This is a genomic window from Streptomyces sp. NBC_00259, from assembly GCF_036181745.1.
GTDB classification, from domain to species: domain Bacteria; phylum Actinomycetota; class Actinomycetes; order Streptomycetales; family Streptomycetaceae; genus Streptomyces; species Streptomyces pratisoli.
Genome location: NZ_CP108080.1, coordinates 7,120,424 through 7,136,454, shown reverse-complemented (window position 1 = coordinate 7,136,454; position 16,031 = coordinate 7,120,424). Strand labels below are relative to the sequence as shown.

The 16,031-nt window shown below is 72.4% G+C and carries 13 protein-coding genes; 4 read left to right on the top strand and 9 right to left on the bottom strand.

Annotation, left to right across the window (positions count from 1 at the left end):
- Position 1: 1 nt before the first annotated feature.
- The 3 genes from OG766_RS32025 to OG766_RS32015 form a co-directional block, all read right to left on the bottom strand.
- Positions 2–1,393, bottom strand: coding sequence for a wax ester/triacylglycerol synthase family O-acyltransferase (locus OG766_RS32025; RefSeq protein ID WP_266385669.1), 1,392 nt, complete (start codon positions 1,391–1,393; stop codon positions 2–4).
- Between the two features lie 83 nt (positions 1,394–1,476).
- Positions 1,477–3,585: a SpoIIE family protein phosphatase gene (locus OG766_RS32020; RefSeq protein ID WP_328726926.1), complete on the bottom strand. Its 2,109-nt coding sequence runs from the start codon at positions 3,583–3,585 to the stop codon at positions 1,477–1,479.
- Positions 3,586–3,641: 56 nt separating this feature from the next.
- Complete coding sequence (locus OG766_RS32015) at positions 3,642–4,931, bottom strand: DUF6777 domain-containing protein (protein WP_266385672.1); 1,290 nt, start codon at positions 4,929–4,931, stop codon at positions 3,642–3,644.
- 152 nt (positions 4,932–5,083) lie between these two features.
- Between OG766_RS32015 and OG766_RS32010 the strand changes: the two genes are divergently transcribed.
- From OG766_RS32010 to OG766_RS32000, 3 genes are read left to right on the top strand one after another with little or no spacing between them, the layout of a single operon-like run.
- The gene (locus tag OG766_RS32010; protein ID WP_266385675.1) at positions 5,084–5,914 is read left to right on the top strand and encodes a YndJ family protein; all 831 of its coding nucleotides are present in this window, start codon (positions 5,084–5,086) and stop codon (positions 5,912–5,914) included.
- Positions 5,902–6,513, top strand: coding sequence for a DUF1990 family protein (locus OG766_RS32005; RefSeq protein ID WP_423247130.1), 612 nt, complete (start codon positions 5,902–5,904; stop codon positions 6,511–6,513). The genes OG766_RS32010 and OG766_RS32005 overlap by 13 nt, the downstream gene beginning before the upstream one ends.
- Positions 6,480–7,937, top strand: coding sequence for a lipase maturation factor family protein (locus OG766_RS32000; RefSeq protein WP_266385679.1), 1,458 nt, complete (start codon positions 6,480–6,482; stop codon positions 7,935–7,937). The genes OG766_RS32005 and OG766_RS32000 overlap by 34 nt, the downstream gene beginning before the upstream one ends.
- Before the next feature lie 93 nt (positions 7,938–8,030).
- Here the strand turns inward: OG766_RS32000 and OG766_RS31995 are convergent, their stop codons facing one another.
- From OG766_RS31995 to OG766_RS31975, 5 genes are all read right to left on the bottom strand, one after another.
- Positions 8,031–8,201 carry a hypothetical protein gene (locus tag OG766_RS31995; RefSeq protein ID WP_266385682.1) on the bottom strand — a complete coding sequence of 57 codons (171 nt, stop codon included), beginning with the start codon at positions 8,199–8,201 and terminating at the stop codon, positions 8,031–8,033.
- 294 nt (positions 8,202–8,495) lie between these two features.
- On the bottom strand, positions 8,496–9,959 hold the full coding sequence (locus tag OG766_RS31990; RefSeq protein ID WP_266385685.1) for an SDR family NAD(P)-dependent oxidoreductase: 1,464 nt from the start codon (positions 9,957–9,959) through the stop codon (positions 8,496–8,498).
- A gap of 230 nt (positions 9,960–10,189) precedes the next feature.
- Complete coding sequence (gene glgC / locus OG766_RS31985; protein ID WP_266385688.1) at positions 10,190–11,407, bottom strand: glucose-1-phosphate adenylyltransferase; 1,218 nt, start codon at positions 11,405–11,407, stop codon at positions 10,190–10,192.
- Between the two features lie 30 nt (positions 11,408–11,437).
- Entirely contained in the window at positions 11,438–12,601 is a 1,164-nt protein-coding gene (gene glgA / locus OG766_RS31980) for a glycogen synthase (protein ID WP_328726925.1), read from the bottom strand.
- 151 nt (positions 12,602–12,752) lie between these two features.
- Positions 12,753–13,439 carry a (2Fe-2S)-binding protein gene (locus OG766_RS31975; protein WP_328726924.1) on the bottom strand — a complete coding sequence of 229 codons (687 nt, stop codon included), beginning with the start codon at positions 13,437–13,439 and terminating at the stop codon, positions 12,753–12,755.
- A 238-nt stretch (positions 13,440–13,677) separates the two neighbouring features.
- Here OG766_RS31975 and OG766_RS31970 point away from each other — a divergent pair, with 238 nt between their 5' ends.
- Positions 13,678–14,706 (top strand): DMT family transporter, encoded by a 1,029-nt coding sequence (locus OG766_RS31970; RefSeq protein ID WP_328726923.1) that lies wholly within the window; start codon positions 13,678–13,680, stop codon positions 14,704–14,706.
- Here the strand turns inward: OG766_RS31970 and OG766_RS31965 are convergent.
- A complete protein-coding gene (locus tag OG766_RS31965) occupies positions 14,587–15,855 on the bottom strand; it encodes a peptidoglycan DD-metalloendopeptidase family protein (protein WP_328726922.1) in 1,269 nt (422 codons plus the stop codon). The two genes, OG766_RS31970 and OG766_RS31965, sit on opposite strands and share 120 nt — an antisense overlap.
- Between the last annotated feature and the right edge of the window lie 176 nt (positions 15,856–16,031).

The window sequence follows — 16,031 nt, the reverse complement described above, 5'->3', positions numbered from 1 at the left end:
CCTAGCAGACCAGCTCCACCAGCGCCGCGAGTTCTTCCTCGACGGCGCGGGCGAGACGGTCGACGTCGGGGAGCGCCTTGCCGTCGGCGACCAGGCCGAAGTGGACGTGGCCGCCGTACGTCGACATCGCCACGGCGAGCGACTGGCCGCGGGCGAGCGGCGCCATCGGGTAGATCTCGCGCAGCGGGAAGCCGCCGAGCGAGAGGGCCGAGCGGGGCAGGGGCACGCTGGTGACCAGCAGGTCGAAGAGCATCCGGGCGGCGTTCCCGGCGAGCGGGGCGCCGAACCGGTGGGCCAGGGGCGGGAGTTGGTCGGCGAGGACGGCGACGGCTCCGGCGCCGCGGAGCGGGCCGGCCGCCTTGTTGCGGTCCATGCCGGTGCGGACCGCGTAGAGCCTGGCCCAGGGGTCGGCTTCGGAGACGGGCAGTCCGAGGAGGTACGCCGAGAGCTTGTTGCCGGAGCCGGGCGGGCCCCCGGGGCGGCGGCGGGACACCGGGACGAGGGCGCTGGGATCGGAGAGCGGCAGCGTGTCGCCGCGCTCCGCCATCCAGCGCCGGAGCGCTCCGGCGACGGTCGCGAGGAGCACGTCGTTGGCGGTGCCGCCCGCGACCCTGCGCACCGCGTGGACGTCGTCGAGGTCGAGCACGGCGGTGGCGAGCCTGCGCGTACCGCTGGAGGTGGCGCTCAGCGCGGCCGCGCCGCGCGGGTCGAGGCGGGCTCTGGCGAGCGAGGCGCCGAGGAGGGACGCGCCGACGCCGAGGGCCCGGCCCAGTTCCTCGATGCGGCCTCGTGCCATTCCGGCGACCTGCCAGGGTCCGGGCAGCCAGGAGCGAGGGGGCACGGAGGAGGGCCCCAGGCCCGCCCTGCGTCCGCTCTTGCGGGCGCGGGCGGCGAGCGGCCCGGCGATCTCGTCGAAGATCCCGGCGCCGATGGCGACGGCGCGCATGCCGTCGGCGAGGGCGTGGTGCAGTTTGACCAGGACGCCGAACGGATCGCCCGGCCCGCCGGTGAGCAGGTACATCTCCCACGGCGGCAGCCCTCGTTCGAGCGGGCGCTCCATCAGCTCTCCGGCGAGCCTCGCCGCCGCCTCGGCGAAGTCACCTGCCGGAAGCCGGACCTGACGCAGGTGCCGGCGGACGTCGAAGTCCTTGTCGGCCGTCCAGGCCAGGCCGCCCACGGGCAGCAGGACGTCCCGTACGCACATCCGCAGCCGGGGAATCGCGGCGGCGCGGGTGGCGAGCAGGCCGAGGATCTCCTCGCTGCCGGTCGCGGCGGCGCCGTCCCCGGCCGTGGGTGGGGAGAAGTAGGCGAGCGCACCGAGGTGCATCGGGTGGTCGGCGGTCTCGAGGTGCCAGAAAGCAAGATCGAGAGGTGCCAGAAGCTCGGTGCTCAAGGAGGTCCTCATGTCCTAGGAGGCCGGAACACAGGAGTACGCAGTCAATCGCCTGCGGTCGGTTACGGTCAAGTACAATCAGGTTACATAGGGTTACCGTCCGGTAGTTCCGGTGGCCGTCCGGCGGCCGCTCTGCCCGGGACGGCGAACTCGCACCACACACATTTGCCGCTGCCGCGCGACTCCACACCCCAGACGTCCGCCAGCCGGTCCACCAGCATCAGCCCCCGGCCCGAGACCCCGGACTCCCCCGCCTCACGGCGCCTGGGCAGTGCGCTGGACGAATCCTCGACCTCCACCCGCAGCCGCCGCTCGGGCCCCGGCAGCACCCGCGCGGTCACGATCGCACCGCCGTCCGTGTGCATCAGCGCGTTGGTGATCAGTTCGTCGGCCGCCAGCTCGATCTCGTCGGACCGCTCCGCCGCACCCCAGGCCCGTACCGCGGCCCGGATCATGTGCCTGCCGGAGCTGAGCGCCTCGGGATCGTTCTGGGCGACGTGCTGCTGCAGGCGTCCGCCGCTGCGCGGGGCGTACGCGCCGTGGCGCCGCAGCAGCAGGATCGCCACGTCGTCCTCGCCGCCCCGCTCGTCGACCTCCTCGCAGAGCCGGTCGGCCAGCAGCTGGAGGTTCTTGGGGCCACCGCGGATCATGACCGTGAGCAGTTGCATTCCGTCGTCGAGGTCGGCGCCCGGCTGCTCGACGAGCCCGTCGGTGCAGAGCAACAGCGTCTGCCCCGGGTCCAGTTCGAGGGTGGCGACGGGGTACTCGAGCCGGCCGAACTCGGCGGAGAGGCCGAGCGGCAGCCCGCCGTCCACGGGAAGGCGGCGGCAGTCGCCGTCGGCGCCGAGCAGCAGGGGGTCGATGTGCCCGGCGCGGACCATCTGCACGACGCCCGTGGTCAGATCGGCCTCCGCGTAGATACAGGTCGCGAAGCGGTCGGTGTCGAGCTCGTGGAGGAACACGGAGGCGCGCGCCATCACGGTCGCCGGGGTGTGCCCTTCGGCGGCGTACGCGCGCAGGACGATGCGGAGCTGCCCCATGACCGCCGCGGCGTGGGTGTCATGGCCCTGGACGTCGCCGATGATCGCGCCGACGCGTCCGCCGGGCAGCGGGATCACGTCGTACCAGTCGCCTCCGATGTCGCGGCCGAGACGGGCGGAGCGGTAGCGGACCGCGATCTGCGCTCCGGGCACGGACGGGATCCGGCGCGGCAGCATCGCCTGCTGGAGCCCCTCGGCGAGATCGTGCTCCTGCTCGAACAGGACGGCCCGCTGAAGGCTCTGCGCGATGCTGCTGCCGAGCGCGACGAGCAGATTGCGCTCCTCGGTGGTGAAGCCGGTCTTCTCCCGGTACAGCAGACCGAGGGCGCCGATGGGGCGGGCCTGGGCGATCAGCGGCATATAGGCGGCCGAGGTGATGCCGAGCCCGCTGATGTGCGGCCAGAGCCTGGGGTAGGAGGTGGCGAAGTCCTCCTTGGACTCGATGAAGCGGGGCGCGAGGGTGCGGATGACCTCGCTCATCGGGTACTGCTCGTCGACCCGGGTGTAGCGGGTGCCCGGTACGAACGAGCCTTCGGGGCCCTCGGCGACCAGACGGATCCGGCCGGCCTCCAGCAGGCCCATGACCAGGCTGGTGGCGCCGAGATGCTCCATGCCGTGCGAGTCCTTCAGTACGTCGATGACGTCCTTGACGGTTCTGGCGTGCGCGAGCGCCGCGGTCGTGCTCTCGACCACGCTGGTCTGGCGGCGGCGTTCCGCGTCGAGTTCGACCCGGGCGGTGGAGTCGGCGAGCTCCTGGGTCGCGTCACGGACGATGCCGATGATGCGGTGGGGGCGGCCCGCAGTGTCACGGAGGATCGATCCCTGGGTGTGGGTCCAGCGCAGCGTGCCGTCCCTGCAGCGGATGCGGAAGTACGCGCCGTAGCTGGTGCTGCCGTCCTTCAGGGCCTGCGAGACCAGCCCGTCCAGCCGGGTCGACTCTCCGCGCGGGAAGCGGGAGGCGAGCGTTTCCGGGCGTCCGTCGTAGGCGTCGGCCGGCGTGTCGAACACGTCGAGAGCGGGCTGATCCAGATGCATCAGCCCGCTGTCGAGATCCCAGTCGAAGCTGCCCATGCGGTTGAGGGCCAGGCTCAGATCCGGGTGGGCGGGCCAGTCGTCGGGAAGCGACAGGGCACCCGCTGCCCGATCAACCATGGTGACACTCTGCCATCATTTGTCCGATTTATCGAGCGAGCGGGCATCCCTCGATGTCAGCCCTGGAGGCTCCCGTCCCCGTCGGCCTGCGGCTCCGGGAAGCTTCCGACGCCGTCGGGCATCGGGGCGTCCGGAAGGATGACGTCGGGCCCGCCGTCGGGGTTGCCGCCTCCGCCGTCACCGGAGCCGGCCCCCTGTCCGGAACCGTCCACTCCGCCCGGCGGGAGCGCACCACCGGAGTCGGGCGAGATGAGCAGACCGCTGTCGTCCTGGCCGGCGCCGCCCGGGTCGATGCCCTGACCGCCCGGATCCTGGCCCGCGCCGCCCGGATCGGCGGGCGGGTCGGCGTCCGGCACGATGCCCGCGCCGGGCCCGTCGGGGCCGCGGGTCGGGGAGGTCGGTACACCGGGACCGACCGTCCCCGGAGGCGTCGGCTGCGGGCTGGCGGCGTCGGGGCTCGGCGGCGGCGCGCTGGGACTGTCCGGCCCGGCCGGCTGGGGGCCGGGCGGGACCTCGGTGACATGGAGTCCGGGGTCGTACGAGGGCGGCACCTGGGGGTTCTGGTCCGCTTCGCCGTCCGAGCCGCTCCTGCGCTCCATCCAGCTGTTGCCGGCGAGGTCGACGATCACCAGGTTGTCGATCACTTGGGCGGCACGGGTGATCACGACGACGCGGTCGCGGTCGTAGCCCGGCCAGGGCTTGCCCTGCTCGTTCTGGGCCCCCGCGGTGACGACCGGCGAGGCCAGCGGGCTGCCGGAGGCGCAGCGCACCCGGGGCGAGCCGTGCTCGTCGACCAGGACGGCGGTACCGGCCTGCAGGACGGCCTGGCGGCGCTGGGCGACGCCGTCGCGGTAGCCGTGGCTGGTCACCCTGGCGTCGGCGCGGAGCACGACGGGAGTGAGCCCGCGCAGGAACGCCGGCATGTCCTCCTGGCTGACGCCGACCCCCTCGGTGAACGCCTGCCCCTTGCCCGGGTCGCCGACGAGGAACCGGATCTGCTGCTCGACGTCACAGCTCGCGACCGAACGGGTGCCGCCGTACAGTCCGGGCGTGGAGCCCAGAACGGTGCGGATGGACCGGACGGTGCCGGAGCCCTCGCCGGACGCCGAGGCCCGCGGCGCGGGAAGCTGCCGGGACACCGCGGTGGCGGTGGCCGTCGATGGGGTGAAGGGATCGGGGCCCGGTTCCGCGGCGGGCTGCAGACGGATCTCCTGCGTGGGGACCGAACCGGACTGGCCCTGATCCGTCAGGCTGCTGCAACCCGTGACCAGCAGCGCGGCCGACAGACCGGCCGACAACACTGCCGGCCCGGCGTACCGGCGATACATCGGTGAGCGCACGAACATTCCCCGCCATCTCCCGCCTGTTTTGAGGTGTGTACCCAGAGTGATCCCTCCATGTCTTGCCGCATTCGCCCGCAACCCGCGACTTGAACATGTTCAAGTCACCCTCTAGGCTCAATCCTGGGAATTGAACATGTTCAAGCAGGGGGTGGGGCATGAGGACCGCGCTGGTCAACGTGATCGTGATGCTGGGCATGCTGGTGATCGTTCCGTTCGGGCTGCGCCTCGTCGCCCCGCCGGCCCCGGTACTGCTGCGCAGGCTGTGGCCGTTGCTCGCCGTCCCCGGCGCCGTGGCTCTGTGGCTGCCCCGCGGCCCCGCCGCCACCGCCCTGGCCTCGGTGTACGCCCTCGCCACCATGGCGCTCGCCCTGCACGCCCCCGCCCGGCTGCGGCGCACCCGCTCGCTCGCCCCCGCGGAGATCGCCGTACTGACGGCCCTGGTCACGCCGGCCGTCGCCGGTGTCGCCCTGGTGGCCGAACGCTCGGGCCACGAACTCTTCGGCTTCGACCTGGAGATCCTGGCGCTGACCGTGCCGCACTTCCACTTCGCAGGCTTCGCCGCCGCGCTGGTGGCAGGCCTGGTATGCCGGTCGGCCGACGGTCCCACCGGCCGCTTCGCGGCGCTCAGCGTCCCGGTCGGCACCCTGCTGGTGCTCGCCGGCTACTTCGTCGACGACTGGGCCGAGCTCGCCGGGGCGCTGGTGCTGACCGCCGGCATGTGGGCCGTCGCCCTGCTGACCTGGCGTGATGTACGCAGGAGTAGCGCCGAACGGCTGATTCGCGCGCTGCTGGGGGTGTCTGCGGCCGTTCTGGTGGCGACGATGCTCCTCGCACTGAGCTGGGCCCTGGGCGAAGCCACCGGCCTGCCCCACCCCGACCTCACCTGGATGGCCGCCACGCACGGCCTCGGCAACGCGCTGGGCTTCGCGCTCTGCTCGCTCCTGGCCTGGCGACGACTGAAGGAGACGACCGCATGGGCACGATGAAGAAGAACGGAGAGGACCACCCCATGACCTCCACCGAGGGGCTCAACTACCCCCAGGCCGGAGCCACCCGCCTCGGCCCCCTGCCCGACGGCTACCACCACCTCCACCACCGCACCCGTATCGGCCGCGGCCGCCCCGCCTTCGAGACCGCCGGTGCCGCCGTCACCAGCTGGCGGATGCACCGCGCCTCGGGCGCGCGCGTGGACGCCTCCACCACCCGAGCCGAGCCGGGCAGCGCCGTGGAGGTGTCGCTCGGCATCGGACCGGTGCGGTTCCGCGCCCCCTGCCGGGTGATCTGGACCGCGTACGAGCGCGACCGCACCGGCTTCGCCTACGGCACCCTGACCGGCCACCCGGAGCGCGGCGAGGAGTGCTTCGTCGTGGAGTTCGGGGACGACGGCTCCGTCTGGTTCACCGTGATGGCCTTCAGCAGGCCGGACCGCTGGTACACCCGGCTCGCCGGACCCCTCGTACCGCTCCTGCAGCGCCTGTACGCCCGCAGGCTCGGCGCCACGCTGCGGCGCCTCGCGGCCGAGGCCGATACTGGAGGTACCGGAGGTCCGCGATGGAGTGGTTCACGGCACCCGAGTACTGGCTGAGCAGACTGGTCTTCCAGCGGGCGCTGGCCACCGTGTACCTCGTGGGCTTCGTCGGTGCCGCCCTGCAGTTCCGGGCGCTGATCGGTGAGCGCGGCATGCTGCCGGTACCCGAGTATCTGCGGTACGCGACGATGCGGCGGGCGCCGGGCCTGTTCCAACTGCACTACTCGGACCGGTTCTTCGCGTGCTGCGCCTGGGCCGGGGCGGCGCTGTCGGCCGCGCTGCTCGCCGGCGCGGCCGACCGGCTGCCGCTGTGGACGGCGATGCTGTGGTGGGCGGCTCTGTGGGCGCTGTATCTCTCGATCGTCAACGTGGGGCAGACCTGGTACGCCTTCGGCTGGGAGTCCCTGCTGCTGGAAGCGGGATTCCTCGCGATCTTCCTCGGGAACGAGCGCGCGGCGCCGCCGGTACTGGTGCTGTGGCTGCTGCGCTGGCTGCTCTTCCGGGTGGAGTTCGGCGCCGGGCTGATCAAGATCCGTGGCGACGAGTGCTGGCGCCGGCTCACCTGTCTCTACTTCCACCACGAGACCCAGCCGATGCCGGGCCCGCTGAGCTGGTTCTTCCACCGCTTGCCGGGGCCGCTGCACCGGGTGGAGGCCGGGGCCAACCACGTGACCCAACTGCTCGTCCCCGTACTCCTCTTCACCCCGCAGCCGATCGCGACCGCGGCGGCAGGCATGATCGCCCTGACCCAGCTGTGGCTGGTGCTCTCCGGCAACTTCTCCTGGCTGAACTGGCTGACGATCGCCCTCGCCCTGTCCGCCGTCGACTTCTCCCCGCTCACGGGACCGCATCCGCTCCCCGCCCCGCCGCTGTGGTACGAGGTCCTGGTGATCGCGGTGACGGTGCTCGTCCTGGCCCTCAGCTACCACCCGGTGCGCAATCTGCTCTCCCGGCGGCAGGCGATGAACCGCTCCTTCGACCCGCTGCACCTGGTGAACACCTACGGGGCGTTCGGCACCGTCGGGCGGGTCCGGTTCGAGGTCGTCGTGGAGGGCACGGACGAGCGCGTACTGCGCCCCGGCACCGTGTGGCGGGAATACGAGTTCCACGGCAAACCCGGTGACGTCCGCAGGCTGCCCCGGCAGTTCGCCCCGTACCATCTGCGCCTCGACTGGCTGATGTGGTTCGCCGCCCTCTCGCCCGCGTACGCCCGGCCCTGGTTCGGCGGCTTCGTCGAACGACTGCTCGACAACGACCGTGACACGCTGAGGCTGCTGCGCCGCAACCCGTTCCCCGACGCGCCGCCGCTGTACGTCCGGGCCCGGCTGTACCACTACGAGTTCACGACGTGGCGGCAGCTGCGCGCCACCGGGGCCTGGTGGCAGCGGCGCCACGTGCGCGACTTCCTGCCGCCGACCCGGCTGAGCACGACCGATGCCGGCGCCGATGCCGGCACCGATGTCAGCACCGACCGGGCGTAAGGAGCGAAGGAGCACGCATACCTACCGTCGAACGCACGTACCCCCCGGTCCGTGCGGGGACCAGGGGGTACGCGATCGCTGTGCGGCGCCGGCTCAGTCGATGCCCGGCAGGATGTGCGGCTCGGCGAGATCGTCCTCGTATCCGGCCAGCCGGATGGGCGCCGACCTGGCCCAGACCTCGAGGCTCCCCAGCTCGTCGGGCCGCCCGGGTCGTTCTCCGGGATCCGCCGAGGGCTTGTCCTTCTTCTTCATTTCAGTCGTCACCGCGCACTCCTTAGTGTCGCGTCACAAGGGACAGGGGCAGTCCGGTCGCGGTGGCGCCGTCTTTGGCGGGATCGCGGCCGAGGTTGCGGGCCTGTCCCAGGGCGGTCGCGGGGGGTTTCGTGGGCCCTTGCCGACCGTCCGTTGACTCCAGAGTACCCATATGAGCGCGGCTGCGCTCGATGGATTACGTCACATTGGGCGTTTCTTTACAGGAAACAGGCCAGAGGTGACGCTCCATCGGGTACAGGAAACCCCCGGGGAGTCCTGCTCGCCCGGGGGGTTGGGCCATTCGGGTTACCAGTTGGCCGGCGCGTAGTCCTTGAGGAAGCAGCCGAAGAGCTCCTCGCCGTCCTCACCGCGCACGATCGGGTCGTAGACCCGGGCCGCGCCGTCGACCAGGTCCAGCGGGGCGTGGAAGCCCTCGGCCGCCAGCCGGATCTTGTCCGGGTGGGGGCGCTCGTCCGTGATCCAGCCCGTGTCGACCGCGGTCATCAGGATGCCGTCGGACTCGAACATCTCCTGGGCGCTGGTGCGGGTCAGCATGTTCAGCGCGGCCTTGGCCATGTTGGTGTGCGGGTGGCCTGCGCCCTTGTAGCCGCGGCTGAAGACGCCCTCCATGGCGGAGACGTTCACGACGTACTTGCGCTTCGCGGCCGAGGCGGCCATCGACGGGCGCAGCCGGCTGATCAGGATGAACGGCGCGGTGGAGTTGCACAGCTGCACTTCGAGCAGCTCGACCGGGTCGACCTCGGAGACCGTCTGGATCCAGCTGTTCGTGTCGTGCAGATCGGGGACGAGACCGCCGGCGTCGATGGCGGTGCCCGCCTCGATCCTGGCGAGCGACGCCGAGCCGGGGACCAGCGCCAGCTCGGTCACGTCCTGGGCGGTGAGCCCCTCGGACCGCGGCGCGGGCAGGGCGGCCATCCGGTCCACGCCACCGCTGCCGAAGGTGCCGATCACCTCGGCGGCGGGCAGCTCGCCCGCGGGCAGCGGGGCGCTCTCGGCGACGACCAGCTCGCTGTAGGCCTGGGGAGAGCGGCGTACGGTCTGGGCGGCGTTGTTGATCAGGATGTCCAGCGGGCCCTCGGCGGCGACCGAGTCGGCGAGCGCGACGACCTGCGCCGGGTCGCGCAGATCGATACCGACGACCTTGAGGCGGTGGATCCACTCGTCACTGTCCGGCATCGCCTTGAAGCGGCGGATCGCGTCGTTCGGGAACCGGGTGGTGATGGTGGTGTGCGCGCCGTCGCGCAGCAGCCGCAGGGCGATGTACATGCCGATCTTGGCGCGGCCGCCGGTGAGCAGGGCGCGCCGTCCGGTCAGGTCGGTGCGGGCGTCACGGCGGGCGCGGTTCTCGGCGGCGCACTTCTGGCACAGCTGGTGGTAGAAGGCGTCGACCTCGATGTACCGGGTCTTGCAGATGTAGCAGGACCGCGGGCGCTGGAGTATGCCGGCGATCTCCCCGGCCACGGAGGAGGAGGGCAGCAGACCCTGGGTCTCGTCGTCGATGCGCTCGGCGGAGCCGGTGGCGGTGGCCTCGGTGACCGACTTGTCATGGGCCGTCTTGGCCGCCCGGCGCTCCTGGCGGCGGCGCTGCTTCACGGTCCGGTAGATACCGGCGGTGGCACGGCGCACCATGATCGCGTCGGGGTGGTCGACCTCCAGCCGGTCGAGCTCCTCCAGGACGCCCAGGCAGACGGCAAGGCGTTCCGGGTCGATGCCGGGGCCGTACTCCAGGCTGTCGTCTGTCACCGTCATCGCCGCTGCCGTTCCCTGTGTCCCTGAGACCCGCGTGGTGTCCGCGTGAAGTTTCCAAAAGCGGAACTTTACTTCAGACGGGGGTGTGCAGGCCAAACCGCCTGCGCGCAAGGTCACGGCCGTGACCTCGCCTGCGCGCAGGGTCAGGATCGTGACCCTGCGTCGCGAGGTCGACACCCGGGCGTACGGGACGGAGCACCCGCTCCGTGGTCGGCGCACCCGCTCCGTGGTCACAGCACCCGCTGCCCCTTCCCGAGGGCTATCACCCCGCCCTTCGACACCGTGTACAGCTCCTGGTCCCGCTCCGGATTGACGCCGATCGTGGCGCCGGCCGGCACCTCGACGTTCTTGTCGAGGACGGCTCCGCGTACCACCGCGCCGCGCCCGATGCGCACGTTGTCGTGCAGGACCGAGCCCTGCACGACGGCGCCGGGTCCGACGGTCACTCCGGGGGAGAGCACGGACCGGGTGACCTGGCCGCGGATCACACAGCCGGGGCTGACGACCGACTCGCTCGCGATCCCGCCCGCGCAGAACCTGGCGGGCGGCAGCTGGCCGGGGTGGGTGTAGATGGGCCAGCGGCGGTTCTCCAGGCTGAATCCGGGGCGTTCCGCGATCAGGTCCATATGCGCTTCGTAGTACGAGTCGAGGGTGCCCACGTCGCGCCAGTAGCCGTGCTCCGCCGCGCTCTCCCCCGGCACGTGGTTGCCGTCGAAGTCGTAGAGCTGCGCCATCCCGCGCTCGGTGAGCATCGGCAGGATCGAGCCGCCCATGTCGTGCACCGACCGAGGGTCCTCGGCGTCCCGGTGCAGCGCGTCGACGAGGACCTTGGTGGTGAAGACGTAGTTGCCCATGGAGGCGAACACCCGGTCCGGGTCGCCGGGCAGGCCGGGAGGGTCGGCGGGCTTCTCCAGGAAGCGCTCCACCCGTGTGCCGTCCGCGGCGGGGCTGATGACGCCGAACGACGAGGCGTCGGCGCGCGGCACCCTGATCCCGGCCACGGTGACCCCGGCCCCGCTGTCGATGTGCTGCTTCAGCATGTGGCGGGGGTCCATGCGGTAGACGTGGTCGGCGCCGAAGACGGCGATGTGGTCGGGCTGTTCGTCGTGGACCAGGTTGAGGGACTGCAGGATCGCGTCCGCGCTGCCGAGGTACCAGCGCGGACCGAGCCGCTGCTGCGCGGGCACGGGCGTCACGTAGTTGCCGAGGAGGCCGGACATCCGCCAGGTGGTGGTGACATGGCGGTCCAGGGAGTGCGACTTGTACTGGGTCAGTACGCAGATCCGCAGGATGTCCCCGTTGACCAGGTTGGACAGGACGAAGTCGACGAGCCGGTACGTGCCGCCGAAGGTGACCGCCGGTTTCGCACGGTCGGCGGTGAGCGGCATCAGCCGTTTGCCCTCCCCTCCCGCCAGTACGATCCCGAGCACCGAAGGTCCACCGCGCATCGCGCCCCCTCACGCCATCGGCTCGCGCCGTCAGTCCGACTTGAGCGTCCGCTCGTACACCTCGTAGGTACGCCGGGCCACCTGGTCCCAGCCGAATGTGGTGACCGCGCGCCGCCGGCCGGCCTCGCCCATCCGCCGTGCCGTCGCGGGGTCGTCGAGCACCCGGTTGAGGGCTTCGGTGAGCCCCGTCTCGAAGCCCTGCGGATGCCGGGCGTCGTACGGTACGAGCAGCCCGGTCAGGCCGTCCTCGACGACTTCGGGTATGCCGCCGACGGCCGACGCGACGACGGCGGTTCCACAGGCCATCGCCTCCAGGTTCACGATGCCGAGCGGCTCGTAGACGGAGGGGCAGGCGAACACCGCGGCATGGGTGAGGAGTTGGACCACGTCCGGCCTCGGCAGCATGCCGGGGATCCAGAGCACCCCGTCCCGGGCACGGCCGAGCTCGTCGACGAGTTCACGGAACTCGGCGCCGATCTCGGGGGTGTCGGGGGCGCCGGCGCAGAGCACGAGTTGGGCGGCGGGGTCGAGGGCGCGGGCGGCGCGCAGCAGGTGCGGGACGCCCTTCTGGCGCGTGATGCGGCCGACGAACAGGACGTAGGGGCGCGCGGGGTCGATGCCGAGGCCGCGCAGCACGTCCGTCGAGGGGTCGGGCCGGTAGAGGGTCGTGTCGATGCCGTTGTGGACGACGTGGACCCTGGCCGGGTCGAGGGCCGGGTAGCAGTCCAGGATGTCGGCGCGCATGCCGTGGGAGACGGCGATGACGGCGTCGGCCGCCTCGACCGCGGTGCGCTCGGCCCAGCCGGAGAGGGCGTATCCGCCGCCGAGCTGCTCGGCCTTCCAGGGCCGCAGGGGCTCCAGCGAGTGCGAGGTGACGACGTGCGGGACGCCGTACAGCAGCTTGGCGAGATGGCCGGCGAGATTCGCGTACCAGGTGTGGGAGTGGACGACTTCACGGCCGGCGAGCGCCGCGGCCATCGACAGATCGACGGAGAAGGTGCGCAGGGCGTCGTTGGCGCCGTCGAGCCCGGCGAGGGCGGTGTGCCGGACCGCCCCGTTCGCCGGGCCCTCGCCCCAGCAGTGCACATCCAGGTCGGTCAGTGCCCGTAACTCACGGGCGAGGAACTCCACATGAACTCCGGCGCCGCCGTAGACATCCGGCGGATACTCGCGTGTGAGCAGTCCCACCCTCATACCTCGATGGTCACTCAGATACGGCCGGGGCGGAAGACCGCTGCAGGCAGGGGCACGATCCGGAACCGGGCCCGAGGGAGTGTCCGACCCGGGCCCGAGGGAGTGTCCGATCCGGAACCGGGCCCGCGAGCGTGTCCGCACCTGAGACGCCTCAGGCCCGGCGCCGCGGCGGGCTGTCGAAGACGCAGTCGCCGCACAGCCCCCCGCCGGGGCAGCGGTAGTAGAGGCAGCAGGTGGTCCGGCGCAGGGCCGGGCCACGGACGGTGCCGGCCAGGTCCGGGTGTGCCAGCAGTCCGGCGGTGAGGTCCGCGGCCCGTGCGGCGGCTTCGGGCCGGTGCTGCGCCCGGGCCCAGCGGGTGAGTTCGCGCAGGGCGCCGGCGAGCGCGGAGCCGGCGTTGCCCCACAGCAGCCGGGGCGAGATGCGGACGTCGCGGCGCAGCGCCTCGGCGAGCGGCACGAGATGGCCGTACTGGACGGCCTCCCGGATGCTCTCGACGGTGCCGGGGAGGGCCTCGGCCCGGGTCCAGCGCAGGTCGTCGGGCGAGGTGAGTGCCGGGTCCCAGTGCAGGCCGCCGGCCGCCGGGTCGGGGAACTCGCCGTGGAGCGCCGCGGGGCCGAGCGCGGTGGACCAGAGGCGGGCGGCGAGCCCGAGATGCGCGATGGAGGCGGCGACCCTGCGCTCGGGCGTGTGCAGCCGGGCGGCGACGCGGTCGACCCGGGCGGTCAGCGGTGCGGTGTCTCCGCCGTAGAGCCGGGCCAGCGGCAGATGCTCAGGGCCGGGCTCCCCGGTGCGTACGACGAAGAACCCGCCGACCGACTCCAGCTCTTTCCCGTCCACTTCTCCCCCGGTTCGGTCGATGATCGGTTTCGATCGGTGATCGGTTTCGGTCGATGATCGCTGTCGCGTCGGTCAGGAGCGCATCCCGCCCGGGACCGCTCACCGTCACCTTGCCAGGTGGCCCGGCGAGGCCGCCGGGCGGTGCCCCGCGCGTACTCCCGTACTCCGTCGGCAGTACACCGAAGTGCCTGCTCAAGGACGACGACGGGAGCGGCCCGCCGGGGAGATCGTGTCTGCCATGAGCTCCCTCGCGCCGGCCGTGCTGCTGTCCCTGGTCTCCGCGGTCGCCTACGCGGCCGCGGCGATCGTGCAGGAGCGGGTCGCCGCGGGTGACTCCGACGGGTCGTACGCGCCGGTGCGCAGTGCCGGGTGGTGGGCGGCTCTCGGCCTGAACGGCGCGGGCGGGCTGCTGCACGTGGCCGCGCTGGCGTACGGGCCGTTGAGTCTGGTGCAGCCGCTCGGCGCGCTGACCGTCGTGTTCGCCCTGCCCATGGCCGCCCTCTTCACAGGGCGCAGGGCGGCGGCGGGCACCTGGCGGGGCGCGGGTCTCGCCACGGCGGGGCTCGCCGGTCTGCTGGCGCTGACGGAGACCGGGGAGTCCCGGGCGCCGGACGGCGGGGAACGGCTGGCGCTGGCCGCGGTGGCGTTCACGGCGATCGCCGCGCTGTTCGTCGTGGCACGGCGGGCGCGGCGGCCCGCGGTGCGCGGGGTGGCCCTGGCGGGCGGCGCGGGGGTGGCCTTCGGCGTCGCTTCGGTGTTCACCAAGATCGTCGCCGAGGAACTGCCGGGCCAGGCAGGCATGACAGACCTGACGGACCTGACCGAACTGACGGTCCGCTCGCCGGTCGGGCTGCTTCCCGGTGTGCTGCCCGGGCTGCTGATGATCGCGGTGACGGCCGCGGCCGGGCTGCTCCTGTCGCAGGCGTCCTACCAAGGCGCGGGGCTCGCCGCACCCCTGGCGACCGTGACGGTCGTGAACCCGGTGGTCGCCGCCGCGGTCGGCGTCCTGCTCTTCGGCGAACGGTTCCGCTACGGGCCGGGCGGCACCGCGCTCGCCGTCGTCTGCGCCGTCGTGGCGGCCGCGGGGCTCCTCCTGCTCACGGGGCGGCGCCACCCCACGGCGGCCGGGCCGGAGCCCGGACCCGTGTCAGATCCCGACCCCGCCGGAGCGGAGGTACGCGAGCGGGTCGATGTCGGAGCCGTACCCCGGGCCCGTGCGCACCTCGAAGTGGAGGTGCGGTCCGGTGCTGTTGCCGGTGGATCCTGAACGGGCGATCCGCTGGCCGCTGTTGACCCGCTGTCCCTCGCGGACGGTGAGCGCCGACAGATGCGCGTACTGGCTGTACCTGCCGTCCTCGTGCCGGATGACGATCTGATAGCCGTACGCCCCCGCCCAGCCGGCCGAGACGACCCGGCCGTTGGCGACGGCCTTCACCGATGTGCCGGTGGGCACGGGAAAGTCCACGCCCGTGTGGTAGCCGCTCGACCAGGACGAACCGGCCTTGCCGTACGGAGTGCCGGCGCCCGCGGCCACGGGCGCGCTGAAGCCCGCCGTGTGCTTGGACCGGTCGGTGCGCTCCTGCCCGCGCTGTTCCTTCTGCCGCTGTTCCTTCTGCCGCTGTTCCTTCTGCCGCTGTTCCTGCCGGGGCTCGGACTTGGGCTTCGGCTTCGGCTTCGGCTTCGCCTGGTGCACAGGCTCCGGTTTCGCCTGCGGCTTGCGCCGCTCGGGCTTCGGCTGTGCCTCCTGCCGGCCGGGCGCCGCCGGACGGGGCGCGGTGACGCGCAGGACGAGCCGCTGGCCCGGGAGGATGAGATCGGGGTCGTCGCCGACGACCTTCCGGTTGGCTTCGTAGAGCGCCTGCCAGCCGCCCCGGACCTGCTGGGAGTCGGCGATGCCGGAGAGCGAGTCGCCCCGCGCCACCGTGTAGCTCTCGCGCTGGGTGGGCACGGTGGTCGGCGTCGCCGCCTGCACGGTCCGCTTGACGGGGGCGGTACCCGGCTCGCGCTGCCGCACCTGTGAGGCGTCGGGCGTGTCACCGCCCCGGGTGAGCCCCGCGCGTAAGGAACAGGTCGGCCAGGCGCGCGGCCCCTGCCCCTTGAGCACCCTCTCGGCGATCGCGATCTGCTGGTCCCTGGTGGCGAGGTCGGCGCGGGGGGCGTAGGCCGTACCGCCGTACCCCTCCCAGGTGGACTGGCTGAACTGCAGCCCGCCGAAATGGCCGTTGCCGGTGTTGATGTGCCACCTGCCGGTGGACTCGCAGGCCGCGACCTTCTCCCAGACGTCCTCGGAGGCCGCGTTCGCCACGCCCGCGCCGATCAGCGGCAGTGCCATGCCCGCGCCGCCCGCCGTGACGGTGAGCGAGGCCCGGTTGATACGGCTCGGCTGGTAGCGGCGGTGTCGTCCACGAACGGCCATGAGTCCCCCTTGAACACCTCGGCAGCCGCCCAAGCTATGGGCTCGGAACACGGCATGACAAGGGGGTGCGTCAGGCGCCACGGCGCAACGGCGGGCCGCCGTTCGGAGGAATTCGGGGAATGATGCGCCCCTTGAGCGACTTGGCCTCTCATGAACGCCGCACTCCCGTCCCGCGT

Bases quoted from the DNA above. Each gene is read 5' to 3' on its own strand.
- OG766_RS31970 (WP_328726923.1), top strand. From the start codon at position 13,678: ATGAGCTCCCTCGCGCCGGCCGTGCTGCTGTCCCTGGTCTCCGCGGTC.
- glgC (WP_266385688.1), bottom strand. From the start codon at position 11,407: ATGCGCGGTGGACCTTCGGTGCTCGGGATCGTACTGGCGGGAGGGGAG.
- OG766_RS32005 (WP_423247130.1), top strand. From the start codon at position 5,902: ATGGGCACGATGAAGAAGAACGGAGAGGACCACCCCATGACCTCCACC.
- OG766_RS31990 (WP_266385685.1), bottom strand. From the start codon at position 9,959: ATGACGGTGACAGACGACAGCCTGGAGTACGGCCCCGGCATCGACCCG.
- OG766_RS31965 (WP_328726922.1), bottom strand. From the start codon at position 15,855: ATGGCCGTTCGTGGACGACACCGCCGCTACCAGCCGAGCCGTATCAAC.
- glgA (WP_328726925.1), bottom strand. From the start codon at position 12,601: ATGAGGGTGGGACTGCTCACACGCGAGTATCCGCCGGATGTCTACGGC.
- OG766_RS32000 (WP_266385679.1), top strand. From the start codon at position 6,480: ATGGAGTGGTTCACGGCACCCGAGTACTGGCTGAGCAGACTGGTCTTC.
- OG766_RS32015 (WP_266385672.1), bottom strand. From the start codon at position 4,931: ATGTTCGTGCGCTCACCGATGTATCGCCGGTACGCCGGGCCGGCAGTG.
- OG766_RS32010 (WP_266385675.1), top strand. From the start codon at position 5,084: ATGAGGACCGCGCTGGTCAACGTGATCGTGATGCTGGGCATGCTGGTG.
- OG766_RS32020 (WP_328726926.1), bottom strand. From the start codon at position 3,585: ATGGTTGATCGGGCAGCGGGTGCCCTGTCGCTTCCCGACGACTGGCCC.